Annotated in this window: 24 protein-coding genes, 3 tRNA genes and 1 pseudogene; 17 read left to right on the top strand and 11 right to left on the bottom strand. The window is 72.0% G+C overall.

Annotated elements, in window-relative coordinates:
* The first annotated feature begins 62 nt into the window (after positions 1-62).
* Together C6361_RS16900 and C6361_RS16895 are read left to right on the top strand one after the other, a co-directional pair.
* Positions 63-593, top strand: coding sequence for a peptidylprolyl isomerase (locus C6361_RS16900; protein WP_107263130.1), 531 nt, complete (start codon positions 63-65; stop codon positions 591-593).
* Positions 594-743: 150 nt separating this feature from the next.
* The gene (locus tag C6361_RS16895; protein ID WP_107263129.1) at positions 744-1,655 is read left to right on the top strand and encodes a rhomboid family intramembrane serine protease; all 912 of its coding nucleotides are present in this window, start codon (positions 744-746) and stop codon (positions 1,653-1,655) included.
* 18 nt (positions 1,656-1,673) lie between these two features.
* On the opposite strand, the gene C6361_RS16890 is transcribed toward C6361_RS16895, so the two are convergent.
* Positions 1,674-2,132 (bottom strand): PH domain-containing protein, encoded by a 459-nt coding sequence (locus C6361_RS16890; protein ID WP_107268308.1) that lies wholly within the window; start codon positions 2,130-2,132, stop codon positions 1,674-1,676.
* Positions 2,133-2,330: 198 nt separating this feature from the next.
* On the opposite strand from C6361_RS16890, the gene C6361_RS16885 reads away from it, so the two are divergent.
* The 5 genes and pseudogenes from C6361_RS16885 (at position 2,331) to C6361_RS16865 (ending at position 7,340) form a co-directional block, all read left to right on the top strand.
* Positions 2,331-3,521, top strand: coding sequence for an acetyl-CoA C-acyltransferase (locus C6361_RS16885; protein ID WP_107268307.1), 1,191 nt, complete (start codon positions 2,331-2,333; stop codon positions 3,519-3,521).
* A 59-nt stretch (positions 3,522-3,580) separates the two neighbouring features.
* Complete coding sequence (locus tag C6361_RS16880) at positions 3,581-4,165, top strand: hypothetical protein (protein WP_159079358.1); 585 nt, start codon at positions 3,581-3,583, stop codon at positions 4,163-4,165.
* 133 nt (positions 4,166-4,298) lie between these two features.
* Positions 4,299-5,012 carry a response regulator transcription factor gene (locus tag C6361_RS16875; protein ID WP_107268305.1) on the top strand — a complete coding sequence of 238 codons (714 nt, stop codon included), beginning with the start codon at positions 4,299-4,301 and terminating at the stop codon, positions 5,010-5,012.
* A pseudogene (locus C6361_RS16870) lies at positions 5,002-6,441 on the top strand (histidine kinase dimerization/phospho-acceptor domain-containing protein); the annotation flags it as partial. The gene C6361_RS16875 and the pseudogene C6361_RS16870, both read left to right, overlap by 11 nt.
* A 194-nt stretch (positions 6,442-6,635) precedes the next feature.
* The gene (locus C6361_RS16865; RefSeq protein WP_107263123.1) at positions 6,636-7,340 is read left to right on the top strand and encodes a glycosyltransferase family 2 protein; all 705 of its coding nucleotides are present in this window, start codon (positions 6,636-6,638) and stop codon (positions 7,338-7,340) included.
* A gap of 61 nt (positions 7,341-7,401) precedes the next feature.
* Here C6361_RS16865 and C6361_RS16860 read toward each other — a convergent pair whose 3' ends face one another.
* Together C6361_RS16860 and C6361_RS16855 are read right to left on the bottom strand one after the other, a co-directional pair.
* Positions 7,402-8,304 carry a transketolase family protein gene (locus C6361_RS16860; RefSeq protein WP_107268303.1) on the bottom strand — a complete coding sequence of 301 codons (903 nt, stop codon included), beginning with the start codon at positions 8,302-8,304 and terminating at the stop codon, positions 7,402-7,404.
* 6 nt (positions 8,305-8,310) lie between these two features.
* Positions 8,311-9,096 (bottom strand): transketolase, encoded by a 786-nt coding sequence (locus tag C6361_RS16855; protein WP_107268302.1) that lies wholly within the window; start codon positions 9,094-9,096, stop codon positions 8,311-8,313.
* A gap of 64 nt (positions 9,097-9,160) precedes the next feature.
* On the opposite strand from C6361_RS16855, the gene soxR reads away from it, so the two are divergent.
* Complete coding sequence (soxR, locus tag C6361_RS16850) at positions 9,161-9,688, top strand: redox-sensitive transcriptional activator SoxR (protein ID WP_234359532.1); 528 nt, start codon at positions 9,161-9,163, stop codon at positions 9,686-9,688.
* Positions 9,689-9,695: 7 nt separating this feature from the next.
* Here the strand turns inward: soxR and C6361_RS16845 are convergent, their stop codons facing one another.
* Positions 9,696-10,673 (bottom strand): NAD(P)H-quinone oxidoreductase, encoded by a 978-nt coding sequence (locus C6361_RS16845; RefSeq protein WP_107263119.1) that lies wholly within the window; start codon positions 10,671-10,673, stop codon positions 9,696-9,698.
* A gap of 198 nt (positions 10,674-10,871) precedes the next feature.
* Here C6361_RS16845 and C6361_RS16840 point away from each other — a divergent pair.
* Positions 10,872-10,960, top strand: a tRNA-Ser gene (locus tag C6361_RS16840).
* 131 nt (positions 10,961-11,091) lie between these two features.
* Here the strand turns inward: C6361_RS16840 and C6361_RS16835 are convergent.
* A complete protein-coding gene (locus C6361_RS16835; protein WP_107268301.1) occupies positions 11,092-12,081 on the bottom strand; it encodes a transcriptional regulator in 990 nt (329 codons plus the stop codon).
* 326 nt (positions 12,082-12,407) lie between these two features.
* Between C6361_RS16835 and C6361_RS16830 the strand changes: the two genes are divergently transcribed.
* Together C6361_RS16830 and C6361_RS16825 are read left to right on the top strand one after the other, a co-directional pair.
* Positions 12,408-12,692 carry a hypothetical protein gene (locus tag C6361_RS16830; RefSeq protein WP_107263117.1) on the top strand — a complete coding sequence of 95 codons (285 nt, stop codon included), beginning with the start codon at positions 12,408-12,410 and terminating at the stop codon, positions 12,690-12,692.
* Positions 12,693-12,820: 128 nt separating this feature from the next.
* Positions 12,821-13,363 (top strand): YbhB/YbcL family Raf kinase inhibitor-like protein, encoded by a 543-nt coding sequence (locus C6361_RS16825; protein ID WP_107268300.1) that lies wholly within the window; start codon positions 12,821-12,823, stop codon positions 13,361-13,363.
* A 67-nt stretch (positions 13,364-13,430) separates the two neighbouring features.
* Here the strand turns inward: C6361_RS16825 and C6361_RS16820 are convergent, their stop codons facing one another.
* Positions 13,431-14,141: a class I SAM-dependent methyltransferase gene (locus C6361_RS16820; RefSeq protein ID WP_101368967.1), complete on the bottom strand. Its 711-nt coding sequence runs from the start codon at positions 14,139-14,141 to the stop codon at positions 13,431-13,433.
* Between the two features lie 306 nt (positions 14,142-14,447).
* A complete protein-coding gene (locus tag C6361_RS16815) occupies positions 14,448-15,227 on the bottom strand; it encodes an IucA/IucC family C-terminal-domain containing protein (protein ID WP_107264506.1) in 780 nt (259 codons plus the stop codon).
* 350 nt (positions 15,228-15,577) lie between these two features.
* Between C6361_RS16815 and C6361_RS16810 the strand changes: the two genes are divergently transcribed.
* Positions 15,578-17,104 (top strand): peptide deformylase, encoded by a 1,527-nt coding sequence (locus C6361_RS16810; protein WP_369931400.1) that lies wholly within the window; start codon positions 15,578-15,580, stop codon positions 17,102-17,104.
* Between the two features lie 97 nt (positions 17,105-17,201).
* Here the strand turns inward: C6361_RS16810 and C6361_RS16805 are convergent, their stop codons facing one another.
* A complete protein-coding gene (locus C6361_RS16805) occupies positions 17,202-18,317 on the bottom strand; it encodes a globin domain-containing protein (RefSeq protein WP_107263116.1) in 1,116 nt (371 codons plus the stop codon).
* Positions 18,318-18,495: 178 nt separating this feature from the next.
* Between C6361_RS16805 and C6361_RS16800 the strand changes: the two genes are divergently transcribed.
* Complete coding sequence (locus C6361_RS16800; protein WP_107263115.1) at positions 18,496-19,320, top strand: CPBP family intramembrane glutamic endopeptidase; 825 nt, start codon at positions 18,496-18,498, stop codon at positions 19,318-19,320.
* Here C6361_RS16800 and C6361_RS37040 read toward each other — a convergent pair.
* Positions 19,281-20,831 carry a hypothetical protein gene (locus tag C6361_RS37040; RefSeq protein ID WP_159079357.1) on the bottom strand — a complete coding sequence of 517 codons (1,551 nt, stop codon included), beginning with the start codon at positions 20,829-20,831 and terminating at the stop codon, positions 19,281-19,283. The two genes, C6361_RS16800 and C6361_RS37040, sit on opposite strands and share 40 nt — an antisense overlap.
* Before the next feature lie 610 nt (positions 20,832-21,441).
* On the opposite strand from C6361_RS37040, the gene C6361_RS16785 reads away from it, so the two are divergent.
* Together C6361_RS16785 and C6361_RS16780 are read left to right on the top strand one after the other, a co-directional pair.
* A tRNA-Ser gene (locus C6361_RS16785) sits at positions 21,442-21,532 on the top strand.
* Positions 21,533-21,566: 34 nt separating this feature from the next.
* A tRNA-Arg gene (locus tag C6361_RS16780) sits at positions 21,567-21,639 on the top strand.
* Between the two features lie 746 nt (positions 21,640-22,385).
* Here the strand turns inward: C6361_RS16780 and C6361_RS16770 are convergent.
* Entirely contained in the window at positions 22,386-23,504 is a 1,119-nt protein-coding gene (locus C6361_RS16770) for a hypothetical protein (protein ID WP_107268297.1), read from the bottom strand.
* A gap of 382 nt (positions 23,505-23,886) precedes the next feature.
* Between C6361_RS16770 and C6361_RS16765 the strand changes: the two genes are divergently transcribed.
* The gene (locus C6361_RS16765) at positions 23,887-24,582 is read left to right on the top strand and encodes a response regulator transcription factor (RefSeq protein WP_107268296.1); all 696 of its coding nucleotides are present in this window, start codon (positions 23,887-23,889) and stop codon (positions 24,580-24,582) included.
* On the top strand, positions 24,575-25,591 hold the full coding sequence (locus C6361_RS16760) for a sensor histidine kinase KdpD (protein WP_107268295.1): 1,017 nt from the start codon (positions 24,575-24,577) through the stop codon (positions 25,589-25,591). The genes C6361_RS16765 and C6361_RS16760 overlap by 8 nt, the downstream gene beginning before the upstream one ends.
* A 52-nt stretch (positions 25,592-25,643) precedes the next feature.
* On the opposite strand, the gene C6361_RS16755 is transcribed toward C6361_RS16760, so the two are convergent.
* Positions 25,644-26,213, bottom strand: coding sequence for a DM13 domain-containing protein (locus tag C6361_RS16755; protein WP_107268294.1), 570 nt, complete (start codon positions 26,211-26,213; stop codon positions 25,644-25,646).
* Positions 26,214-26,552: the final 339 nt, after the last annotated feature.

The raw sequence follows: 26,552 nt of genomic DNA, 5'->3' as shown, positions 1-26,552 counted from the left end.
CCGGCGGACCGCCCCGCCGGCCGGCACCTCGCGGCCGGCGGCCTGTCGAGCGAGGAGTACCCGTGGCCGAGGCCGCCTACGCAACCCTGCACACCAACGCCGGTCCGATCCGGCTGGAGTTGTTTCCCAACCACGCCCCGAAGACGGTGCGGAACTTCGTCGAACTCGCCGAGGGAACCCGGCAGTACACCGACCCGCGCACCGGCCAGCCGGGCAGCGGGCCGTACTACGACGGCACCATCTCGCACCGGGTGATCAGCGGATTCATGATCCAGATGGGTGACCCGACCGGCACCGGCCGGGGTGGTCCCGGTTACAACTTCGCCGACGAGTTCCACCCGGACCTGCGGTTCGACCGGCCCTACCTGCTGGCGATGGCGAACGCCGGGCCGGGCACCAACGGGTCGCAGTTCTTCATCACCGTCGCGCCGACCCCGCACCTGAACAACCGGCACACCATCTTCGGCCAGGTCGCGGACGAGGAGTCGGCGAAGGTCGTCGACTCGATCGCCAACGCCCCGACCGGCGCCCAGGACCGACCGCTCCAGGATGTGGTCATCGAGCGCGTCGAGATCGAGCGTAAGGACGGCTGACGTCGATCCCGGGTACCTTTGCCTGCATGACTCGTAGCGGGCGGAGGTCGGGAATGAACGGGCGCGGCGGGGATCCGGCATGAGCGAGCGGATCAGGCGGCTGCGCGTCGACGCGTCTGATACCGGCGCGCGGCTGCGCGGAGTGCCGGCATGAGCGAGTCTCCGCCGACCACGCCGGTCTGCTACCGCCACCCGTCCCGGGAGACCTACGTCCGGTGCACCCGGTGCGACCGGCCGATCTGCCCGGACTGCATGCGGGAGGCATCGGTCGGGCACCAGTGCCCGGAGTGCGTCGCGGTGGGTCGCCGCGGGCAGCGGCCGGCGCGCACCGTCTTCGGTGGCGGTGCCGCCGGCCACCGCGGCTACGTCACCAAGGCGCTGATCGCGATCAACGTCGCGTTGATCCTGCTCTCCATCTACACCGCCCGGGGCGGCGACGCGGTGGCCGGGGCCGGCTTCGGCGGCCTGCTCGGCGGTGCGACGCCGCTGACCGACTGGGGTGCCGTGCTCGGCCTGGACCGGGTCGGCCCGTTCGGCGTCGAGGAGGGCATCGCGGCCGGTGAATATTATCGGCTCTTCACCGCGATGTTCCTGCACTACGGGTTGCTGCACCTGCTGATGAACATGTGGGCGCTCTGGGTGCTGGGCCGCTCCCTGGAGGCCACCCTCGGGCCGCTGCGGTTCCTGGCGCTCTACCTGGTCGCCGGGTTCGGCGGCAACGTCGCGGCATACCTGTTCAGCGTGCCGCAGGCCAGGACGGTCGGCGCGTCGACCGCGATCTTCGGGCTCTTCGCCGCGCTCTTCGTGATCATGCGTCGGCTGGGCCGGGACACCTCGTCGGTGATCCCGATCCTCGTGATCAACCTGGTCTTCACCTTCGCCGTACCCGGGATCTCCATCGCCGGCCACCTGGGCGGGCTGACCGCCGGTGCGGCGATGGCCGTGGTGCTCGCCTACGCGCCCCGGTCCCGCCGCACGCTCTTCCAGATCGGCGGCGGTGCGCTGATCGGCCTGGTGCTGGCCGGGCTGACCCTGATGCAGTCCGCCGCCCTGCTCGCCTGACCCGGTCGGCCCGGCGGCTCAGTACGCCGGGCCGCCGCCGGACGGGCCACCCGGGCGTACGGCGTGCAGCACCTCGGCCACCTCGCGCGGCGCGACCCCGAGGTCGTACCGGCTGAACAGGTGCAGCGAGGCGCCCCGGTCGATCTCCAGCGTCTCGGTGGCCAGCCCGAGGCGGGACCGGGTGTCCACGGTGATCCCGTCGATCTCCGACCACGGGATGTGCCGCCGTCCGGCAAAGCCCTGGATCACGGTGACCCCGCCGGGGTCCACCGCGAGCCGGACCGGTGCCACCAGGTCCCGTACGCCCCAGCCGAGCAGGACCGCCCCGACCAGCAGTCCGGCGCCGAGGCGTACCGGGTCGCCGTCGGCGAAGAGGACGCCGAGCGCCACGAAGAGGACGGCGACGCCGAGCTTGCACACCGGCAGCGCGGTCTCGACCCGCCAGTGCCGTACGGAAGTGTCCGGTTCGGAGTGCACGCGTCCAGGATGCCACCGCCACCGGTTCCGCCGCCGGGGCGACCGCCCGGGGTTCGGTCACCGGGCCACCGGCGCGGCCGGGCGGGACCTCTTCGGGAGGCCGGGCGGGACCTCTTCGGGAGGCGGAGCGGGACCTCTTCGGGAGGACGGCCGGCGACGACGTAGTATCGAGGGTAGCCAAGTTACTGGGGAGTAGACATGGCGGACGCGGTCATCGTCGGTGCGGTACGCACCCCGGTCGGGCGGCGCGGCGGAGCACTCGGCGCCGTACACCCGGTCGACCTGTCGGCGCGGGTGCTCACTGCGCTCGCCGAACGTGCCGGACTGGACCCGGCGCAGGTGGACGACGTGATCTGGGGGTGCGTCTCCCAGGTCGGCGAGCAGGCCTGGAACGTCGGCCGCAACGCCGTACTCGCCGCCGGCTGGCCGGAGTCGGTGCCCGGCACCACGCTCGACCGGCAGTGCGGGTCGAGCCAGCAGGCGCTGCACTTCGCGGCGGCGGCGGTCGCCTCCGGCCAGGCCGACCTGGTGGTCGCCGGCGGCGTGGAGTCGATGACCCGGGTGCCGATGGGCAGCAGCATCGCCCCCGGCGGCTCGACCGGCACCGGCCTGCCCTACGGCGACCTGGTCCGGGACCGCTACCGGGGTACGCCCGGCTTCGCCGCCGACGATCCGGTGCCGTTCAACCAGGGCGTCGGCGCGGAGCTGATCGCCCAGCGGTGGGGGCTGACCCGACGGCAGCTCGACGAGTACGCGCTGGCCAGTCACGAGAAGGCGGCCGCCGCTCAGGACGCCGGTGCCTTCGCCGCGGAGATCGTCCCGGTGGTCGTACCGGACGGTGCAAAGGTGCAGGCCGACGAGGGAATCCGCCGGGACACCAGCCTGGAGCGGCTGGCCGGGCTGAAGACCCCGTTCCGGGCCGACGGGGTGGTCACCGCCGGCTCCGCCTCGCAGATCTCCGACGGTGCCGCCGCGCTCGCGGTGACCACCGCCGAGTGGGCCCGGCGCAACGGCCTGCGACCGCTGGCCCGGATCCACACCGCCGTGGTCACCGCCGACGACCCGGTGCTGATGCTCACCGCACCCATCCCGGCCACCGCCAGGGCGCTGCGCCGGGCCGGGCTCGGCATCGAGGAGATCGGGGTGTACGAGGTCAACGAGGCGTTCGCCCCGGTGCCGCTCGCCTGGCTGGCCGAGACCGAGGCGGACCCGGCCCGGCTCAACCCCCGGGGCGGGGCGATCGCCCTCGGTCACCCGCTCGGCGGCTCCGGTGCCCGGATCATGACCACGATGCTGCACCACATGCGCGACCACGGCCTCCGGTACGGCCTCCAGACGATGTGCGAGGGCGGCGGGATGGCCAACGCAACCATCGTGGAACTTCTATAATTTCATTCTCATCCATGCCTCGGCCGCGTCATCCCCGGCCGGATCTCGTTGGAGAAGGCGTGGATGTGTTCTGTCGAACGTTTCTGCCGGCCGCCGCCGAGACCGGGGTGGCCAGCCCGACGGTGAGTCGGCACCTGCCGGTGCTGCGCAACTGCGTACCGGCCGGCGACGTCACCGTACTGGTGACCCGGTGCACCCGTCCGGAACAGCCCGCGAACGGCTGCCTGCTGCTGCTCACCACCCGCCGGCTGGTGGTGACCGAGCAGACCCGGCTGCTGCACCGGCTGCGGCTGCACCTCAACACCGAGCTGCGGCACCTCAACAACGTCGCCTGGAACCCCGACCCCCGGGCCTCGATGGTCGAGCTGGCCGCGACCGCCGTCGACGGCGTACGCGAGCGGTTTCTGATCCGGGCCGACCGGCCCAGCCAGATGTGGCAGCTCGACGCCCTGTTCAGCCAGGTGTTCCGGCCGAAGATGGCGGCCCGGTCCCGGGTGGCGGACCCCGCCGTACCCCTCGACCGCCCGGCCGTGCCCGGCACCCCGCACCAGCACCCGGTCCCGACGGTGGCGGCGGCGACCCCGCCGGCCCGGCTGACCGCCCCGGCCCGCGCCCCGCGACTGAGCCCCGTCGTAGCCGTCTGAGCCGCCGGTCAGCACCACGGTCGCCGGCCGGGCCGGCCGCTCGACCAGCCTCCCGACGGGCCACGGCGGACCCGTACCGGATCCGAACGTTGCCGGCGGGGGCACCGGGCCGGCGATCGGACATCATTGGCCGGTGGCCGTCGACACCGCGCAACCCGGCACCTCCCCGCACCGGGGCCTCGTCCTGCTGGTCGAGGACGAACGGTCCATCGCCGACCTGGTCCGGCTCTATCTGACCCGGGACGGCTACGGCGTACACGTCGAACACGACGGCGACGCCGGACTCGCCGCGGCCCGCCGGCTGCGGCCGGTCGCCTGCGTACTGGACATCGCCCTGCCCGGCCTGCCCGGCACCGAGGTCTGCCGCCGGCTGCGCGCGGCCGGGGACTGGACGCCGGTGATCTTCCTGACCGCCCGGGACGACGAGGTGGACCGGATCGTCGGGCTGGAACTCGGCGCCGACGACTACGTGACCAAGCCGTTCAGCCCGCGCGAGCTGGTCGCCCGGATCCGGGCGGTGCTGCGTCGCACCGGCGGCGCGCCGGACGCCGCCGAGCAACCCCGGGTGGTCGGCCCGGTCACCCTCGATCCGGTACGCCGGCAGGTCACCGTGGCCGGCGACCCGGTGCAGCTCACCTCGACCGAGTTCGACCTGCTCGCCCACCTGATGGGCCGGCCGGGCCGGGTCTTCACCCGGGAGGAGCTGCTGGCCAGCGTCTGGGGGTACGCCGCGCACACCGGCACCCGCACCGTCGACGTGCACGTCGCGCAGGTACGCGGCAAGCTCGGCCCGGCCGCCGACGTGATCCGCACCCATCGCGGCGTCGGGTACGCCTGTGCCGGCTGACCCGGCGCCCGGGGCGGACCGGCCGGCGGCGGACCCGGCCGGCGGCGCACCGGAGCGGAACCGGTCCCGCCGCTTCGGGCGTACCCTGACCGCCCGCGCCGTCGCGGTCAGTTGTGCTGTCGCCCTGGTGTCGGTACTGGTGACCGCCGTCGTCGCGGTACCGCTGGCCGCCCGCTCGGCGGAACGGCAGGCCCGGGAGGCGCTGACCGCCCAGGCCCGGCTCGCCGCCGAGGCGCTGCGCAACCGGCTGGACCGGGGTCGGGCCGCCGACGAGGAGCGGATCGTCCGGCAACTGCGCAACCAGGGCATCGACGCGTACCTGATCAGGGCCGGCAGCCCCGACCGGCCCGGCCTGCCCGCCGAGGTGGTCGAGCGAGTCGCCGCCGGCCGGAACTTCTCCGGGCGGCGGACCGTCGCCGGCCAGCCGGCGATGGTCGAGGGGCGCTGGCTGCCCGGCGGCAACGGTGTCGTGCTGGCCCGGCCGGCCACCACCGGGCTCTGGGGCGACGTCGCCGGGCTGCTCTGGCTGCCGCTGCTCGCCGGGCTCGCCGCCGGGGTGGTGGCCGGGGCGCTGCTGGCCCGCCGGCTCGCCCGGCCGATCCGGCACGCGGCCACGGCGGCGGCCCGGCTGCGCTCCGGCGACCGGGCGGTACGCCTGCCGGTGGAGCCGCCGGAGGAGGCCGCCGACCTGGCGTACGCGCTCAACGAGCTGGCCGCCGCGCTGGCCCAGAGCGAGGGGCGGCAGCGGGAGTTCCTGCTCTCCGTCTCGCACGAGCTGCGCACCCCGCTGACCGCGATCCGGGGTTACGCGGAGGCGCTCGCCGACGGGGTGGTCGGTCCGGAGGGTGCCCAGCGGGCCGGGCAGACCATGCTGACCGAGGCCGAACACCTCGACCGGCTGATCGGCGACCTGCTGTCGCTGGCCCGGCTGGAGGCGGCGGACTTCGCCCTGGAGCCGGTGCCGGTGGACCTCAACCAGTTGACCGCCGACGCGGCGCAGGTGTGGAGCGCCCGCTGTGCCGCGCTCGGCGTCGTACTCCGGGCCGAGGTGCCGGCCGGGCCGACCTCGGTGCACACCGATCCGGGCCGGATCCGGCAGGTGGTGGACGGGCTGCTGGAGAACGCGCTCCGGGTCGTACCGCCGGGCGCGGCGATCGTGCTCGCGGTACGCCCGGCGGGGCCGGCCGAAGCGCCGGGTGGGGTGCTGGAGGTCCGGGACGGCGGGCCGGGACTGACCGACGACGATCTCGCGGTGGCCTTCGAACGCGGCGCGCTGCGCCAGCGCTACCAGGGGGTACGCAAGGTCGGCAGTGGTCTCGGGCTGGCCCTGGCCGCCGGTCTGGTGCGCCGGCTGGGCGGCCGGATCACCGCCGGGCACGCGCCGGAGGGTGGTGCCCGGTTCACCGTCTGGCTACCGGCCGGACCCTGGACCGGTCACCGGTCGCAGGGGTCGGCGCCCCTTACTGCGGTCCCGCCGGCGGCCCGGGCGACCCCGCCGCCGGCCCACGCCGATCCCGCCGAACGCGCGTGACCGGCGAGGCCCGGAGCGGATGCCAGGCATGGCCCAGGCCGGTAATCAGGCTAGGCTAGGGCCGATTTGTCGTCGGCACCGTGGAGACTCCCGTGAAGCTCTCGATCCTCATGCCGGTCTACAACGAGGAAGAACGCATCGCGGACGCCCTCAAGCAGGCCCTCGCGGTCGACTATCCGTGCGAGATCGAACTCGTCGTGGTCGATGACGGTAGCCGAGATGGTACCGGAGAGATCCTCGACCGGGCCGACGACACCCGGCTCCGGGTGATCACCCATCCCCGCAACGCCGGCAAGGGTGCGGCGATCCGGACGGCGGTGGACAACGCCGAGGGCGAGTACATGGTGATCCTCGACGCCGACCTGGAGTACGACCCGCAGGACATCCCGAAGTTGCTCGCCCCGGTGCTGGACGGCCGGGCCACGGTGGTCTACGGAAATCGGACCTTCGGCAGCCACAGCGCCTACAGCTTCTGGTACGTGATGGGCAACAAGGCCGTCACCACCGCCGCGAACGTGCTCTTCAACTCCTACATCGGCGACCTGGAGACCTGCTTCAAGCTGATGCCGGTCGCGCTCTACCGCTCGCTGGACGTCCGCTCCCGGGGCTTCGGGATGGAGGCGGAGGTGACCGGCAAGCTGCTGCGCCGCCGGATCCGCCCCTACGAGGTGCCGATCAGCTACCGGGCCCGCAACCGGGAAGAGGGCAAGAAGATCACCTGGAAGGACGGCGTCGAGGCGCTGCTGATCCTCGGCCGGGAGCGTACCCGCCGGCGGGAGCGCGCCGGCCGGCGCTGACCGGCCGCCCGGCCCCACCCCCGACCCGGGGACGGGTCAGGGGCGCGGCCGTGGCGGGTGGTCAGTCCAGGAACTCGACGATCGACCGGCGCAGGCCCGCCGGGTCGAGGCCGTGCCACCGGGCGTGGTCCGCCGGCTCGCCGTACCGCCGCAGGTCGGAGCGGCCCACGCCGAGCGAGAGCGACCGGTGCGGTACCCCGGCCAGCGCCGCGCCGAGCAGCGCGCTCGACGTGCCGGCCAGGTACGGCTCCACCAGTACCACCGCCGGGGCGGCGCCGGCCGAGGTGGCGGTACCGGCCAGTTCCCGGAGCCCGACCACGTCGAACGGGCGCGGGGTGTGGGTGTACGCGACCGTCACGTCCAGCCCGGCGACCGCCGCCAGCACCGGCCGGAGCATCGGGCCGACCGCCACCACCAGGGCGGAGCCGGCCGAGCCCCGGCGAAGCACCGTCAGCCGTCCCGCCCCGGGCAGCGGCGCCTCGTTGACCTGGGCCGAGAGCCGCAGATAGACCCGGTCGTCGTGCCGGGCGGCGGCCCGGAGCAGCCCGGGCACCTCGGCCGGATGCCCGGGCACGTGCACCGTCCAGTCGGTGAGGGTGTCCAGCAGGGCCACGTCGCCCGGGGACATGTGCGTGCGGCCCATGCTCGCCCCGTCGTACGACGCGCCGACGCTGACCACCACCGCACCCACCCCCTGGTGGTCGAGGTCGAGCTTGAGCTGCTCGTACACCCGGTCGACGGCGAAGGTGGCGTACGAGTGCACGATCGGGCGCAGCCCGGTCAGGGCGAGCCCGCCGGCCACTCCGACCATCAACTGCTCCCGGATGCCGACGTTGAGTACCCGATCCGGGTGCGTCCGGGCGGCGGGCGCGAAACTCGACGCCGAGATGTCGGCGAGCACGACGGCGGTACGCGGATCGTCGTCAAGCAGCGCGGTGGCGGTGTCGATGAAGGTGTCCCGCATCGTCCGTCACTCCTTGGGCTCGACGACCGCGACGACCACGTGCGGCCGATCCGGTCGGGCGGCGGATCTGGTGGCGGTCCTGGTTGCGGATCCGGTGGCGGATCCGGTTGCGGTGAGGGCGGCCTCGATCGCGTCGTGGTCGCGGCCGTCGACGGTGCTGGCGGTCCAGCCGTGCACGGTGAACCGGCTGGCGATCCCGCCCGGCCAGCCGTGGCTGGCGGACCGGTTGTCGATCACGATCGCGGTGAGCGTGCCGAGCCCGGTCGCCCCGGCGTACGCCATCGCCTCGTGGTTCGACCCCTCGTCGAGTTCGGCGTCGCCGAGCAGGACGTACACCCGGGGTCGGTCCAGGCCCTGGGCGCGCAGCCCGAGCGCGGTGCCGACGCCCAGCCCGAGGCCGTGGCCGAGCGAGCCGGTGCCGATCTCGACCCCGGGGACCAGTACCCGGTCCGGGTGGTGGCCGAGCCGGCTCTCCGGGCCGGCCAGGTCGTCGAGCCAGTGCTCCGGGATGAAACCCTTGGCGGCGAGCACCGCGTAGTAGGCGGCCGGTCCGTGCCCCTTGGAGAGCAGGAAGCGGTCCCGGTCGGGCTCGTCGGCGGTCGCCGGGGAGACCCGCAGGACCCGGTCGTAGAGCACCCAGAGCACGTCGAGGGTCGAATGTGCACTGGGCGCGTGTTTCTCGTCGCCGGTCAGCCGGCGAAGCAGCGGCCAGAGTTCGGCCGGAAGTTCGGAGCGCCGTGGCTGCGGCGCGGATCGGCGGGTACGCCCCGGCGGGGTGGCTGTGGTCGTCATGCCTCTACCCTGCAAGTTGAAGTGCGCTTCAACTCAAGCCCTTCGGAGACAGGGGAGGATCGACGTGCGTCAGGAGGGCCTGACCATCGGGGAACTGGCCGCCCGCTCCGGCGTGGCGACCTCGGCGCTGCGCTACTACGAACGGCTCGGGCTGATCCGGGCCCGGCGTACCGGAGGCAACCAGCGACGTTTCGACCGGGCCGAACTGCGCCGGGTCTCGTTCATCCGGATTTCGCAACAGCTCGGCGTCTCACTGGAGGACATCCGGGAGGCGCTCGCCGAGCTGCCGGACGGGCGTACCCCGACCAAGGCCGACTGGGCGCGGCTCTCCGCGCGCTGGCGTCGCCGGCTGGACGAGAAGATCGAGCTGATGACCCGGCTCCGCGACGACCTGAGCAACTGCATCGGCTGCGGCTGCCTGTCGCTGCGTAGCTGCAACCTCTACAACCCCGGCGACGAACTGGCCGCCCAGGGCACCGGCCCGCGCAGGATGCTGCCCGCCCCGCCACCTGCCGTGGTGCACCCGGAGCCGCCCGCACCCCCGTCCCCGTCCCCGCTCCTGGAGCCGGGCCCGGCCGACGGGACCGGGTGATTGTGATTCAGTCGACCGTGAGCAGCACCTTGCCGACGTGGTCGCTGGACTCCACGACCCGGTGCGCCTCGGCCGCCTCGGACATCGGCAGCCGGCGGTAGATCACCGGGCGGACCGAGCCCGACTCGATCAGCGGCCAGACCTCCTCGCGTACGCCCCGGACGATCGCGGCCTTCTCGGCGGCGGGCCGGGAGCGCAGCGCGGTCGCCGCCACCGAACCCCGCTTGGCCAGCAGCGCCGCCAGGTCCAGCTCGCCCTTGCGGCCGCCCTGGAGGCCGATCACCACGATCCGACCGCCGGTGGCCAGCGCCTTGACGTTACGCCCCAGGTAGGAGGCGCCCATGATGTCCAGGATCACGTCGGCGCCCCGGCCGTCGGTGAGCCGCTTCGTCGCCTCGACGAAGTCCTCCTCGGCGTAGTCGACCAGACCGCTGGCGCCCAGCTCGCGGAGCTGGTCGTGCTTGCCGCCCCGGGCCGTGGCCAGCACGGTGGCGCCGAGAGCCGCGCCGAGCTGGATCGCGAAGGTGCCGATACCGCTGCCGCCGCCGTGCACGAGCAGCGTCTCCCCGATGCCGAGCCGGGCCAGCTGCACCACGTTGGACCAGACCGTGCAGGCGACCTCGGGCAGCGCCGCCGCGTCGGCCAGGTCGACCCCCTCCGGTACCGGCAGGAGCTGCCCGGCCGGCACCGCCACCCGCTCGGCGTAGCCTCCGCCGCTGAGCAGCGCGCAGGCCGGGTCGCCGACGCTCCAGCCGGTCACCTCGGCGCCGACCGCGCTGACCACGCCCGCGCACTCCAGACCCGGGTACGGCGGAGCGTCCGGCGGCGGCGGATAGTGCCCCTGGCGTTGCAGCAGGTCCGCCCGGTTGACCGCACTCGCCCGGATGTCGAGCGTCACCTCGTCCGGTCCGGGAGTCGGCTCGGGCACGTCGGCCCAGACCAACGCGTCGGGTCCACCCGGCTCGGGAATCGTGATCGCCTTCATCGCTCCAGTCTTACCCGATCTCCCTTCCGCCCCAAGCCCCGACCCGCGATCCCGTGATCGTTCCGGTGGTCCCATGGCTCTCGGCCGGCTGTGCCCGTCGATCCGTCGGCGGTCCCCGGGCTGATACGCCCGGCCGACCGCCGGTCATGGCACACTAGGCACGGCCGTGACCGCCGTTGGATCGACGACCACGGCCCCGGAGGGCTCGCCTAGTGGCCGATGGCGCTGGTCTTGAAAACCGGTAAGGGGAGTGATCCTCTTCGTGGGTTCGAATCCCACGCCCTCCGCGCGACGTGACAGACATTCAGGCAGGAACACGCCATCGTCCCTGTTCCGTCACACCATCCCGATAGCCGAACCGCGACTACGGCGGGAGCGGTCCAGTAGGCCGAAGTCCGCTGCGACGCCGCGCTCTCCGCTACTCCGGCAACGGCCGGTACGCCTCGTACGCGTCACGCAGGTCCCGGGCTTCGCTGATGCCGGTCGCCTCGACGCTCGCAACCACCTCGGACGCCCGCCACCAGTTCGACGCCACCACCCGGCCGGACGTGATCGCCGCCTGAGCCGTGACGCTGGCCTCGTCTGGCTTCCCGGCAGCGACCAGCGCCAGGCCAAGGTCCAGCCGCGCCGACGCGGTGCGCCGGGGCCGGGCAGATCCGTTCAGTTCCGCGACCGCCGCTCGGGCATAGTCCTCGGCAGCCGGTTCACCGGCCCAGGCGAGCGTCGTCGCGGTGTACGAGAGCGCCTTCGCCGGGTCGTACCGGTAGTGGTGCTCGGGCCGGTCCGGCACCGGCAGCGGGGACACCAGCCGGGACAGTCGGGACAACGTGCGGCGCGTCTCCCGCTGGTCGCCGATCCGGGCCCATGCCCGGCCTTCCTGCGCGGTCGCCTGGATGTACGCCGAACTGTCGCGCGGCGCCACCTCCTGAGCCTGGCGAGACAGGTTGAGCGCCCGTCGGTAGTCGCCTGCGGTGAGCACGTCCGACGCCACCGTCTCCAGGCACCACGCCTGGATCTCCCGGTGCTCGGTCTGCTGTGCCAACTGCTCGGCGATCGCCAGGTGCGCGGTTGCGGCGGCGCGGTGGCGCAGATCGATGTGCACGGTTGCCCGCAGGAGACTGAGCCACCCACCGGCGACCAGTAGGCGTCTGCGCTGGTCGAGCGTCGCCCGGGCGTCGAGCAGCCGGCCGATCCGGGCGAGCTGTTGCCGGATCGGGTCGAGCAGCTCGCCTGGCGGACTGGTCGCGTACGCGCTCGCCAGGTCATCGACGGCCAACTCGACGGCGCTGAGCACCTCGGCGCTGACGTCGGTCGCGTCCACGAGCTGGGCGAGGGCGCGGACCGAGAGTCCTCGCTCCTGCCGCGGTCGGCGGAGAAGCGGGCCGAAGTACGGGTCGACGTCGTACATGGGGACCGTCCCAGGTTGGAGCTGGGTGGGTGGTGGCTCGGGCCTGACCTGCGGGGGCACCACTTCGGACGGTACACACTCGGCGGCGGAGAGACTCCCCACCAGTGTCTCCGTGTTTGCCGCTGTGGATCTGTCCGTGCGGGGTCTGGTCCGCTACCTGGGAGATGTCCCACACTCTGTTGACGGCTACGCGGGGCGTACCCCTACGCTCTACGCGTAGTAATCGCACGGTGATTATGCGTGCACAACTTCTGCGGAAATCGGCGGTACGGGGCCGCTGGCGACAGTCACGCCCGGGTGGGCGTACGGAGTGAAGCGAGGGCGCCATGGAGCTGCGGCTCACCCCGGTGCAGGTGCGGAACCGACTGATCCTGGTGGCCCGGCGGATCGTCGCCGACCATGCCTCGGACGCCGAGGGGATCTGCCGGATCTGCGGGGTCCTGCACTGTGAGGCGCTGGCGGCGGCACGCGGTTATCTGGCCCGGGTCGAGGAGCCGCGGCGCCCGATGGTGGTCGAGATCCACCGCCGCGCGGCGGTACCCCCGCCCGGGATCACCGCCACCGCGCTGCGGATCGCCGCCGACGCGGTGCCGCAGGACGCCGAGTCGTAGCGGCGGCACCGGCGGCCGGCGTACCGGCCCGGTGAGGTCCGCACGGGTGGTTACCCGTCGAACGGGTAGAAAGGGCACGGCGCCGGTTGCCCGGCCCGAGCCACCCGCTGTGCGGAAAGGACATCGCGATGACTCTCGACCGACCCGTTCCACCCGACCCGTACGAGATGCTGCCGAGCGTTCCGGCATTCACGTTGACCAGTAACGACGTCCAGAACGGCGAGCCGATGGCGGCCGAGTTCGCCCACCCGAGCGTCGGCGGCGGGAACCTCTCGCCGCAACTCGCCTGGACGGGCTTCCCCGCCGAGACCAAGAGCTTCACGGTCACCTGCTACGACCCCGACGCGCCCACCGGCAGCGGATTCTGGCACTGGGTGCTGGTCAACGTGCCGGCCGAGGTGACCGAGCTGCCCAGGGGGGCCGGGCAGGAGTCGTCGGCGGGCGTCCAGGGGGCGTTCAGCGTGCGCAACGACTACGGCGAGCAGACGTACGGCGGTTCCGCGCCGCCGGCCGGAGACCGCCCGCACCGGTACGTCTTCGCCGTGCACGCCCTGGACGTGGAGAAGCTCGACCTCACCCCGGAGGCGAGCCCGGCGTACGTCGGGTTCAACCTGACCTTCCACACCCTGGCCCGAGCGGTGATCCGACCGACGTACCAGGTCAAGGGCTGAGGCTGGCGACGGGGCCGGCATCCGGCGATTCGAGCCGATGATGCCGGCCCGTGGGCCCGCGGTGGCGTCAGGCGGGCACTCGGGCTACCGCGAAGACCGACTGGCCGAACGGCGGCCGGACCACCCGCTCGGCGGCCTTGGTCACCGGCAGCACGAGGCTGTCGTACACCTTGACCATCGGCCCTTCCTTCGGCATCAGCCGGAAGACGCTGGTCGCCATGTAGTAGCCGATCAGGCCCAGCGCGTTGGCGTAGTGCAGCGTCTCGACCTCCAGGCCCGCCTCTTCGAGCGCGGCCCGCATGGTCTTCTTGGTGTAGCGCCGGACGTGCCCGGTGGCGATGTCGGCCGGGCTCATCGCGAACTGGAAGGCCGGCACGATCAGCACGATCGCTCCGCCGGGCCGGACCAGGTTGCGCATGCTCCGCAGCGCACCGACGTGGTCCTCGATGTGCTCCAGCACGTTGTAGGAGACGGCGGCGCTGTAGTCGCCCTGCTCGGTGTTGGGCAGCAGCATCTGCCGCACCTCGATGGTCGGTTCGCTGGCGAGGCGCTCCTTCAGCGCGACCAGCCGGTCCGGATCAGCCTCGGTCGCGGTGAAGCGCTCCAGGAACGGCGCCCACTCGATGGCGTAGTCGCCCAGCCCGCTGCCGATCTCGATCGGGTTGTTGCCCAGGTAGGGCAGGGCCAGCTCGACGAACCAGCGTCGGTGGTTGACGGCGGTGGCGAGGCCCTCGAGCACCTCTTCCTGAATGCGTTGATCTCCAGTTATTTCTGCCATGCGTAGATCCCTCACGCTCTGACTCGACCTGCACTGGACCGACAGAGTGAACCATCTACGACGACCGTAGGGAAATTGGGGCACTCGTGCGAGCCGAACTCGTGACTTCAGGCATCGGTTGTGACCAGTTCGGGGGCGTTTTCGTTACAGACCACCCGAACATAGCCCCAGGACGTTGGGCGGACGTGACGCGGGGATAACAGTCCAGTGTCGATCTCCTGGCCGTCCGCCACGCTGTGGAATCCGTCGGTGACGCCGCGGATCGTCGGATGCGGTGCAACGTGGCTCCGAGCGCTGACGGTGTGCTCAGGGGGTGCGGATGCAGCAGCCGGCGCAGACCTTCGGCTGTGGCAGGGTGAAGGCCAGGCAGCAGGTCTTGCGCTGCACGGTCAGCTCGCCGGTCGGACCGGGCACCAGGTCGACCAGGTCGGCCACGCCCAGGGTCTCCAGCAGCGCCCCGATCGTCTCGGCCGAGCCGCCGGGCAGCGCGTCGGCGGCCCGGAGCACGCCGTGCGCCACGCCGGAGGCGACCGAGCCGAGCAGCGTCCGGGCGCCGACCCGGACCTGCTGGTGCAGCGAGTCGAGCATCGGGGTCAGGTGCGCGTCGAGCAGGGACGCGCGCAGCGCGGCGAGCAGCTCGGCCTCGCCGAGCACCACCCGTACCTCGGGCAGGCCGTGCAGGGCCAGCGGGTCCGAGGGGAGCACCGCGATCTCGGTACTGCGACGCATGCCGAGCGTGAGTAGCGGCCGGTTCTCCTCGAACCGGACCAGCACGTCGGAGGGGCGCAGCAGCGGCACCCGGCGTGCGGAGGCCCAACCGAGCACCACGGGCAGCAGGAGCCAGTAGGTGTAGGACTTCCAGGCGAGTGCGGCGGCGGCGTGCGAGGTGGCGCCCCAGCGCTGCCGGGTGACGGCCAGCAGCTCGGGCAGCCGGGTGCCGTCGACGAGTTCGGTGGCCGGAGCCCAGCCGGTCTCGTCGGAGACCAGCAGGCCGGTCGCGAGGCCGGGCAGCTCGTCGGTGCCGAAGGCGGCCCGCAGGGTCGCGGTGACCGGAGCCAGTGGTGCGGCGGCGCGGTCGCCGATCAGGATGGTCACGCTGGGTTGCCGTTTCGTGGCGTTCCGGCCGACGGGCAGGCGCCCGGCACGACGGCCGCAACCGGACTGGTCTGCCTCGGGAACACCTGGATCAACCCCCCATGTCTGACACCGACCGTCACCATAGCCTACTAAGGCAAGGCTAACCAGAGTTGGGGACCCGCGCATCCCGACCCGCCATGTTCGCCCCGACGCGTCGAAGATCTGACCGGTACGCCACGGGTGGGCGAGGGAGGATCATCCACGGAGACCGGAATGTCAAGCCATTGTCGTTAACGCGCCAGTTCTGTCAGACTGGCCGGCTCGGCCAGCAAACTGAGATTCCCGGCCAGAGGAACCTGATGACCACGCCAATCGAGCGGGCTGCCGACTCGTTCGCGGCCGAGCTTTCCCGTCGGCGGGTCGAGCGGGGCATGACCAAGAAACAGCTCGCGGCCCGGATGGGGTTCGACCCTTCCTACGTCAGCCATGTCGAGGGTCGGCGACACCGGCCGACCGAGGACTTCGCCCGGCGCGCGGAGGCCGTACTCGGTGCCGCCGGAGCGATCTGGCAGCGCTTCCAGGAGTACGACGAGCTGCGGCAGGCCCGCTCCAGCGCGGTCGCGCACCGCGATCCGCCCGTACCCGAGCAGTGGATGCCGCCCGGCACCGGCCTGATCGTCGAGCAGGAGACCGCGACGCTCGCCTACCACGACGGCGCGTACCGCTGCGTGATCCGGCGGGCGCTCTACAACGCCGGTACGGAGCCGGTGACCCGCTACCTGGTGCGGATAGCCGTGGACCGCTATCCGAACGACCCGGCCCGGTCCAACCGGCACCATCGGGAGAACCCGCTGACCTTCGCCGAGCTGGACCTCCAGGCGTTCTGCGACGACCAGGGCAGCCGCGAGCCGATGGAGTGGCGCAAGAAGCACGACCGGGACGCGTTCAAGGAGGTCTGGCTGCTCTTCGAGAACGGCGACGGCCGGTTTCCGCTGTACCCGGGCGAGCGGGTGACCACCGAATACTCCTACCGGGTCAACCAGGACAAGTGGGGGCAGTGGTTTCAGCGCGCCGTACGGCTGCCCACCCGCCGCCTCGCGCTCCGGCTCGACCTGCCACTCGACCTCGACCCGCAGGTCTGGGGCGTGGAGACGTCGCTTTCGGCCGAGGAGGGGCCGCTGCGTACGCCACTGGTCCGGCACGACGAGGGCGGCCGGGCCCTCTTCGAGTGGTCGACCGACGACCCGCCGCTGAACGCCCGCTACCGCCTGGAGTGGCGCTACCGGGCCCAGCCGGCCACCCCCGCGACCCCGCCGGCCGAATCGGCGGAGGGCCGGGCCAGCGACCGGATGCGGGCCGCCGGCATCGTGCAGCTCGGCGCGGACCTGCTCCGCCAGCCGGCCCGGCACTTCGACCTGCCCCGGGACGACGCCAACGCCCGGGACGTGGTGGCCCGGCTCCGGGCCGCCCTGGAACGCCTCGACGAGCTGCACCCGTTCAGCAAGGGGGTCGGGCTCGCCGCCCCGCAGATCGGGCTGCCCTGGGCCGCCGCCGTGGTACGCCCACCGGACCGGGACGCCGAACCGGTGGTACTGCTCAACCCCCGGGTGGTCGACGCCGCCCTGGAGACCGACGAGCAGTACGAGGGCTGCCTCTCCCTCTTCGACCTCCGTGGCCTGGTCGCCCGGCCGCTGCGACTCGACGTCGAGCACGCGCGCTGGGACGGCGGGCGCATGATCACGTCGTTCGAACTCGCCATGGCCCGACTGGTCGCGCACGAGATCGACCACCTGGAGGGCCGGCTCTACGTCGACCGGATGGACCCGGAGGTCCCGCTGGTGCCGATCGAGGAATACCGGGACACCGGCAACCCCTGGCGCTACTGACCCCGCCCGGCGGCAGCCCTCGAAACGGGGGCCGGGTCCCCGTGCCCTACGGAGAGGAGGGCACGGAGACCCGGCTTTGGGGGGAGAGGGAGGGTGTCTAGAGGTCGCCGAATGCGTCGTACCGGATGTTCTCCGGGGGCACGTCGTCGGCGGCGAGCGCGCGGAGCGCGGACCGGACCAGGGTGGCCGATCCGGAGACGTAGCAGTCGTGGGTGGTCCACGGGCCGTACCGGGCGAAGACGTCGGTGATCTCGCCCCGCTCGCCGTCGAAGCCGGGATCGGCGCTGCACACCGGGATGACCGACAGCCAGGGGTGCGCGGCGGCGAGTTGGTGCAGCTCCGTCAGCCCGTACAGCTCGTCCCGGTTGGTCGCGCCGACGAAGACGTGCATCCAACGGGTGCGGTTGTATCCGGCCAGTTCCTCGGCGAGCGCCTTGATCGGGGCGAGACCGACGCCGCCGGCCACGCAGAGCACGTCCCGGGTGGAGGCCCGGTCCAGGGTCATCCCGCCCATCGGGGCGGCCACCCGCAGCAGGTCACCGACCTTGACCCGGCGTACCAGGGCACTGGAGACCCACCCGGCACCGACCGCCCGGACGTGGAACTCGAGCGTGTTGTCCGGGCGTGGGGCGTTGGCGATCGAGTACGTCCGCCACAGGCGCGGCTGGTACCGCGGCACCTCGACGCTGACGTACTGCCCGGCCCGGTAGGGCAACGGGTGCTGGAGCGCCCGACAGGTGAGTACGGCGACGTCGCTGCCCCGGCGCTCGTGGCCGACCACCTCCGCGTGCCAGAACGGCGGGTTCGGGTCGTCGGCCGCGCCCGCCTGCATGCGCTCGGCGATCACCCGGTAGGCGTCCCGCCACGCCTGGTCGTACTCGACGGTCCACTGCTCACCCGCGACCTCCGCCAACGCGGCCAGCAGCGCGGTGCCCATGGTGTCGTAGTGCGCCGGCCGGACGTGGTATTTGCGGTGGTCACGGCCGAGCGACCGGAGATAGTCGTCGAAGTTCTCCGGGTCGTCGATGGTCTGGACGGCGGTCACGATCGCCTCCAGCAGGCGGTCCCGCTGGCCGCTCATCTGCACCGGAAACAATGTGCGCAGGGCGGGGTCGGACAGGAACATCCGGGCGTAGAAGTATCCCCCGATCTTGTCCCGTCGGTCTTCGACGAGGGTCCAGCTCTCCTTCAACAGCTGCGCGAGGTTGTCCATGACACCTTCTCGGTCGGGGCCACTGCGCGGATAAGAATGAATACCGTGAGTCAGTGTCGGTCGCACAGAGTGTGCGATTGACTGTCGATCGGCCGTTGTCGGAGAACCGACTCCGGTCGGCACCGGAATGGCTGCGAACCGGCCGGAAATGTGATCGCCGATCGGGCACAGTTGTCGGGTGACGGTTGATCTCGCCCGCCCGCTCTCCCGCCGCGTACTCGGCACCGAGGTGCTCCTGGTCCTCGGCCTGTCCCTGGGACAGTCCGCGGTCTACTCGGCGGTGACGATCATCGCCCGGCTCACCGCCGACCGGCCGCTGTCCCAGCAGACCGCCACGCTGAACGCCTCGCAGTCGGCGCGGCCCTGGCTCGACCTCACGTACCAGCTCCTCGGGATCTTCTTCGCCCTCGTGCCGGTGCTGCTCGCCGTACACCTGTTGAACCGGGACCGGACCCTGGACCGCGACGGGCTGCTCGCCCCGGACGCGCTGCCCGGGCAGCGTCGGGGCGGTGCCCGGGAGGTACTCGGCCTGGACGGGCGCCGGCCCGGTCCGGACCTCGCCTGGGGCGCGGCGCTGGCCGCCGCGATCGGCCTGCCCGGGCTCGGCCTCTTCTGGATCGCCGCGCATCTCGGCGTCAACGCGAGTGTCGTCCCGGCGAGCCTGCCGGACCTGTGGTGGGCGGTCCCGGTGCTCGTCCTCTCGGCCGCGCAGAACGCGATCCTCGAAGAGGTCGTCGTGGTCGGCTACCTGATGACCCGGCTCCGGGACCTGGGGTGGCGGGTCGGCGCCGTCATCGCCACCAGCGCGCTGCTACGCGGCTCCTACCACCTCTACCAGGGCTTCGGGGCGTTCGTCGGCAACGCCGTCATGGGAGTGCTCTTCGCGCTGTTCTTCCTGCGTACCAAGCGGGTGCTGCCACTGGTGGTGGCGCACACCCTGCTGGACGTGGTCGCCTTCGTCGGCTACGCGCTGCTGCCCCGGGAATGGTTCGACTGGTTGTAGGTGGCCTGTTCGTTCCCGACGGCCACCGCCGGACGTACGGCCAGATCCGACCGGCCCGCTTCCGAGCGGTAGTACCCGACGGCCCGGGCGGCGAGCCGTTCGGTGTCGGCGGAACCGAGCATCGCGGCGGCCAGCGTTATCGCCCCGGGCAGGCGCCGTACGGCCAGCCGCAGCACAAGCCAGTTCGCGGTCCGGGCGACGATCGGCGCCCCCAGCCGCCAGCCCGCCTCGACCAGCCGACCCAGCTCGGCGTCGACGTCGGCGTCGGCGTCCTCCTCGTCCTCGTTTGAGGCGTCGTCGGTCGTGGGCAGGGTGTTGTCCGTTGCGGGTGGGGTGGCCGCTGTGGCTCGGTCTGGGTCGTGGCCGCCCTCCGCGATCGCGGCTTCGGCGGCCGCCAGCGCGGCCCGGGCACTGGCCAGGTCCGGGTGGACCCGGGTCAGCACCAGCACGTCGGCGGCCCGCTCCGGCCCGGTCGGATCATGGCCGTGGGCGGCGGCCAGGTGCAGCACCAGGCCGGCCTGCGCCCAGGTGACGGCGGCCAGCTCGGCGAGCGGCGCCAGCAGCCCGGTCACCGTGGAGAGGGCGGCGCCGGTAGCGGCGAGCCGGACGTACCGCCGGGTGGCCAGCCGGACCAGGCCGTCGGCGGTGGCACCCGGGTACGTGGCCCGGACCCAGTCCGCCCAGGCGCGAGCCTCCGGGCCCAATCCGCGTACGGCGGCCAGGGCGAGCAGCTCGGGTGCGTACCCCGGGTGGTCGAGAAGCTGCCGGACCGTCGAGCGGCGACCCTCCCGCCCAGGAGTACGCCCCGAAGCCGCCCGATCGGCCGGGACGGTTTCGTCGGGTGCGCCACCCGGCTGTGACGTACCGATGCCGGTCGGCTCGGGAGTCGGGATTCTGTTCACGGAGGGGTCGACGGCGTCGGTGGCGGGGGGCGGTGCCGTCGTCGTCGGTGGCGCGGTGGCGGCGGCAAGTACCGGCGTACTGGTACTCGTACTCCCGGCGGGGTCCGTCGTGGCGGGCTCGGGCGACGGCGTTGCGGCGGCTTCCTCGGCTGCGGGCTTCTTCGCGGTACGGGCCTTCTTCGCCGTGGCCTTCGTCACGGAGGCGGCCTTCTTCGCGGGTGCCTCGCGTGCTGCGGCGGCCTTCTTGGCGGGTGCCTCGCGTGCTGCGGCGGCCTTCTTGGCGGGTGCCTCGTTCGCTGCGGCGGCCTTCTTGGCGGTGCTGGCCTTCTTGGCGGCTGCCTTCTTCGCCGCGTCGATCTTCTGCGCGGTGGCCTTGATCCCGGCCGTCTTCCTGACGGCGGCCCTGGACGCGGCGGTTGCCCTCGCGGTGCCGCCCTGCGGGCCGGCGTCGGCCGTGGTCTCCCCGTCGACGGTGGTGTCCCTGCCTGTGCTGGCGACATGCTCGGGTGCCGGGACGGCCCCTTCGTTCGTGGTCTCCGCGCCGGATCCCTCAGCCGGAGCCGGAGCCGGAGCCGGGTCGGTGGGTTGCGGGTGGGTCGGCGGTGGCACCGTGGCCGACGGAACCCGGTCGGCCCGTCGTGCGGCCGAGGGCGGTGCGGCGGGACCCGGCTGTGCGGGCGTTTCGGGGGCCCGCACGGGGCTTCCCGGCGCCTGAGCGGGACTTCCCGACGTCTGAGCGGGGCTTCCCGACGTCTGAGCGGGGCTTCCCGACGTCTGAGCGGGGCTTTCCGCAGCCCGGGCGGGTCGGGTGGGCGGTCGCCCGGACGTCGGTGGCTCGACTTCGGGAGGCGGCTGGAAGAGCACCGTCGGAGGCGTCTTGCGGGCGCGGGGGCGGGGCGGCGTCGGAGGCCGGTCGCCCGTCTCCGCCTCTGTGGCGGTCTCCGGGTCCGGAGCAGGGGTGAAGGTGGCCTTGGTCGGGCCGGAGCGGCGCGTGGACCTCGGCTCCGGGCGGCGTCGTGGCGGCTCGGTGGGTGGCTGCTCCTCCATACCATGTGAGCCTAGTCTCGGTGGCTGATTGGCACCGAACAGGAATCGGCGGAGGTCGTAACGCCGGTCTGGCGGGCGGGGCCGACGCGGGCCGGGCGTACCCGGGAAGTCGTTTTGCTCCGCCGGGTGGCCGCCCTGTATCCTCGACCGACGTGGTCTGGTGAGACCACGGGGAGACTTCGCCTAGTCTGGTCTATGGCGCCGCACTGCTAATGCGGTTGGGGTCTTAAAGCCCCTCCCGGGTTCGAATCCCGGAGTCTCCGCGCTTAGGTCGGTGTGTAGACTGACCCGGCACCTGCGCCCGTAGCTCAACGGATAGAGCATCTGACTACGGATCAGAAGGTTAGGGGTTCGAATCCCTTCGGGCGCGCAAGATCAAAGACGCTTGACCTGCGGGAACGCGGTCAGGCGTTTTTTGTTGCTCGTCCTGCGTGGACCCTGGTGCCGTCTGGCTGTCATATGGTGTCGTTACTCTCTGTAATCATACTGGGGACGGATCGGCGGCAGGTCGACGCGTGCGACGAGCCGGGCGAAGTGAAGTGTGGCGTAGCCGGAGTGCAGTGGCAGACCGTCGCTTCGGGTAAACACGTGAGCCACTCGTCCCGGGCTCTGCTGGCGGCGGCCTTGGACGGGAAGCCGCCTCGGCACGCCCGGGCGGGCTTGCCGAACGCGTCGGCGGCGGAGCAGTCGAAGTACCAGGTGCCGTGGCCTCGCTGCGGCAGTCGGGGACAGTCCTTCTCCAGCCGCTTCTTCGTGCTGGTGGCGCGGCAGCCGCAGCGCTTGTAGGTCTTGCCTAAACCGGCCATGGCGTCTCCCTGTTGCCCGGAATCCGATGAAATGTGAGCGCTGGTCACATTCTCGGCCGGGCTGTTGGGAGCGAGGCGGACTGCCGGTCCGTCGCGGGGCCGGGTCTCGAGGCAAAGGTGAAGTACGGGTCGATGTGGGGTGACAGGCGGGTCGCCTACCAGCTGCTGGTGCGTTCCTGGCCGGCCCCTTTGGTCCTCGCTTTGGTGCTCGTGGCTCTCGTCGTCCTGACTCCGGTTGTTCCGCAGGCGAGGAGTTCGGCTGCCGGAGCTGCCTCCAATACAGCGTTCGGTCGCAGCTCCGCCCCTGTCATCAACCGATGCGTTCGATGAGTGCCCTGCTTTCCGCAACGGGGTCCCAGACGGCGCCGACGCCCCAGAACGTCGACGTGCCCGGGATGTTGGTCAACGCCGACAGGTACGGGTCGGCATTGTTGACCTTCGGTCCGTAGGCCGCGCTCCACCGTCCGCCGGTGTATCGCAGGAACAGCGACCCGGGATACTCGACGTACGGCGGTACGGGGTTCGCTCCGCTGATCCACAGGTTGCCGGCCTGGTCGCCGGCCACGGCGCCGAGGCTGCCCGCGGCTACCGGTGCGGTCACCCGCCGCCAGGTGGTGCCGTTCCAGCGCATGATCAGCGGCTTCGGTGCGCTGTCGTAGTCGGCGGTGCCGACCGCCCACGCGTCGGTGGCGGAGCGGGCCCAGACGCCGAGCAGGCGCGCGCTGGGCACCGTCGGCAGGGTCGCCACCTGCCATGCCGAGCCGGTGCGCTGCACGATCATCGGTTCCGGGTAGGCGGCGTCCTCGACGTGCCAGGCTCCGACGGCGAACGTGGCACCGTCCGGGGCGGTCGTCACTCCGTAGAGGGTGCCGGGCCACGCGTCGGCGCCCGGCACCGTCGCCCTGGTGAAGCGCTGGCCGTCCCATTCCAGGATGAGTGGATGGGCGTTCCCGCCGACGAGCACGGCCCGCCCACCGTCGGCGGCCACGTCGAATAGCGTCGAGGCGGTGTCCTGGCCCAGCGGTCGGTATCCCTGCCAGGCCGAGCCGTTCCATCGTGCGGCGTACGGGGCGAGTTGCCGGTCCTGTCCGACGGTCCACACGTCCGATGCGGTGGTCGCGCTCACCCCCGACAGGGTGCTGACGTCATCCGACAGCAGCCGCTCGGTCCAGCTGTTTCCGTTCCACTGCAGCAACGCGTACGGCCGGGGCGGTGGCGGTGCGCCGTAGCTGGCGCCCTGGTAGCCGACGGCCCACGCGCCGTCCGGGCCGGTCGCGCTCACGTCCACGAGCCGGCTCGAAAGCTCCAACTGCGGCAGAGCCGCCACCCGCCAGTTCGGGGCTGCCTGGGCCGGTGTCGCCCCGGCCAGGCTGACCAGCACCACCCCGAGCGCCATGACGCGCGTCCGGCGTCGCATCGAGATCCTCATGGATACTCCTTCACGAACACAGTTCCCTGGTGGGTCGATGGGGATCAGCGTCGACGCCTCCGGCGGGGATCGCGAGGACGCGGGCCTTTCCGTAAGGCCCTCGTAATCTCAGGGCGCATCCGCAGGGGCCGACCGGTCTGTCACCCGCCACGCGCGGACATCTGCGGTCCCACCAGGCCCCAGCCAGCTGATGGGCTGCAACAGTCAACGGCCGGTCGCCGGTTCGACCGATTCCGCTGGTCGACCTTTGACGGGCTCCGGAAGCCGATCGCCGTAAGCACTTCGAAAGGGTCCGCAGCCTCTGCTTTCTGCCGGCCGGTGGCTACCCTGGCCCGATGGCGACGAACACGGTCGATCGGACAGGCGTGCGTGGAGACCATCGGTGACACACCGGGTCCTGGTGGTCGACGACGACCAGACCGTCAGTGATGTGATCTGCCGTTACCTCGAGCACGCCGGCTACCAGGTCAACCACGTCGGGGACGGCGCTGCGGCCCTGACCGCCGTCGCGCGGCAGGCACCACATCTGGTCGTACTCGACCTGATGCTGCCCAAGGTCAGCGGGCTTCAGGTGTGTCGCGAGCTGCGGGCACGACCGGACAGCCTGCCGATCATCATGCTGACCGCGCTCGGCGACGAAGCCGACCGGATCCTCGGCCTGCAACTCGGCGCGGACGACTACCTGACCAAGCCGTTCTCGCCCCGGGAGTTGGTGCTCCGGGTGCGGTCCGTGCTCCGCCGCGCCAGCGGGGAACCACCACTCGGGCGGTCGGAGGTCCTGACCGACGGCGGCCTGGTGCTGCGCACCGGACCTCGGGTGGCCCGCCTGAACGACACCGAGCTGGCGCTGACCCTACGAGAGTTCGACCTGCTCGCGCACTTCCTGCGGCAACCGGCTCAGGTGTTCACCCGTGCCGAACTGCTGCAGCGGGTCTGGGGATGGGACTTCGGTGACCATTCGACGGTCACGGTGCACGTACGGCGGCTCCGGGAGAAGATAGAGGTCGAGCCGGCAGCGCCGCGGCGGATCGTGACCGTGTGGGGCGTCGGTTACCGCTACGATCCCGCCGATGCGTGACCTCGCGCTGATCTTCGTGATCGCCCTCGGCGCCGCGGTCGTCGTCGGTACAGCCGGCGCGGTCCTGCTTCGTCTGCTCCGGCGCAGCTCAATCACCGTGCACCTGTGTGTCCTGCTGACCGTCACGGTCATCGCGGTCGTCGTTGGCGTGGCCGCCGTCGCGGAGGCGATGTTTCTGTCACCGCACGACCTGGAGGTGGTCCTGATCACCGTCGCGGCGGCAGCGACGGTGAGCCTCGCCGTGGGTTGGCACTTCGGACGGCGACTGGCCGCCGCGGCAATCTGGGCGAACCAGGCCCGCGATCGGGAACGGCACCTCGAAAAGGGGCGCCGCGACCTCATCGCCTGGGTGTCGCACGACCTGCGCACCCCGCTCGCCGGGCTGCGGGCGATGGCGGAGGCGCTGGAGGACGGCGTCGTCAGCGACCCGGCGACGACCGGCGAGTACCACCGACGAATCCGAACCGAGACGGACCGGATGACCCGCCTTGTCGACGACCTGTTTGAACTGTCCCGGATCAACGCCGGGGCGCTCGCCCTGTCCCTGACCGCGGTTTCGCTCCGCGAGGTCGTTTCGGACGTGCTGTCCAGCACGGCGCCGCTGGCCGCCGCACGACGGATCCGGCTGGTCGCGGCCGAAACCGGCTGGCCGACGGTGTCGGCCAGCGAACCGGAACTGACCCGGGTGGTGGCCAACCTGCTGGTCAACGCCGTCTGCTACACCCCGCAGGACGGTACCGTCCGCATCGAGGCAGGCCGCGAACGTGGATCCGCCTGGCTGTCGGTCTCCGACACCTGCGGAGGCATCCCACCGGCGGATCTGCCCCGCCTGTTCGAGGTGGCGTTCCGGGGCGAACCGGCCCGCACTCCCCGGCAGACGAACGCGGGCGCTTCGGGCGGACTGGGACTGGCGATCGTCCACGGGTTGGTCGATGCGCACGGCGGCCGAGTGGAGGTACACAACACCGCCGACGGGTGTCGTTTCGTCGTCCGACTGCCGGCCGCCTGATCCATCAACCGGGGCCGACCGCCGGCCGTCTAGGTCGTGAAGATGTCGCAGGTCAGGTGGCTTGCAGTTCCGCTGCCCCGAACGAGACCGCAAAGCGCTTGCACCAGATCGAGACGCTGCGGAAGTCCGCCGGATCGAACGAGCGCGGAAGTTCGTACACCTGGTTGCCGCGATTGCCCTTGAGCCGCGCCACCTCGAACCACTTCCCGTCGTCGAACAGCCGCCACCCTGCCGTACCCGCCACCACCGGCTGGTCGGTCAACCAGACCCGCAGGTCCGGCCCATTCGACGTGTCGAGATCATGTAGCACGAGCAGATGCCGACCGTCGGCTTGTCGGATGATCTCCGCTCGTCCCGTCGTAGTGTGCTCGTGGGTGATGAAGATACCCGCGGCCAGTAGCTGGTTCGACGCTGGCGGGTCGGATCCGGCAGAGGCCGGAGTCGCACCGGAAGCGTCCGGTGCCGGCGATGCCGTCACGGGCGCGACGGGAAGGGCGTCATCGACACGGCTGTCCGTGACCAGCTTCCACGGCTGGAACCAGTACAGGCCGAACGCCGCCACGATGCCGAGAACCACCACACCAGCCCAAGCGAACGGTGATCTGAAGACCCGATTCCACATGCGTCGAATCTACGGGGACTGCACCTGCGGAAACGCCCAACGCATCTTGCAAAACCCTTACGGCCCCCGAGCCACTGACCTACGGCGTGATCGAACGGGGGATGTAGGCGCCGTGCCTGACCGCACCACCGGCCGCCAACTGTCTGTAGCTGATCGTCTCGTTCCTGCCTGCTCCGGGTCCCGGGGCCTGGCGAGCCGAGCTTCTGCCAGCGGGCGCGTACGGCGTTCGGGAGTCTTCCGAATCATGACCACAGCCGCAGAACCGTGGCGCCAGTGGGACCGGTTTGTCGGTCCTGTTGTCGGGTAGGGCCATCGCGGGTCGCGTGTGCTGGAGGGGAC

Source organism: Plantactinospora sp. BC1 (genome assembly GCF_003030345.1).
GTDB lineage: Bacteria > Actinomycetota > Actinomycetes > Mycobacteriales > Micromonosporaceae > Plantactinospora.
The sequence above is the reverse complement of the archived record's forward strand: the minus strand, read 5'-3'. Positions and strand labels throughout refer to the sequence as shown.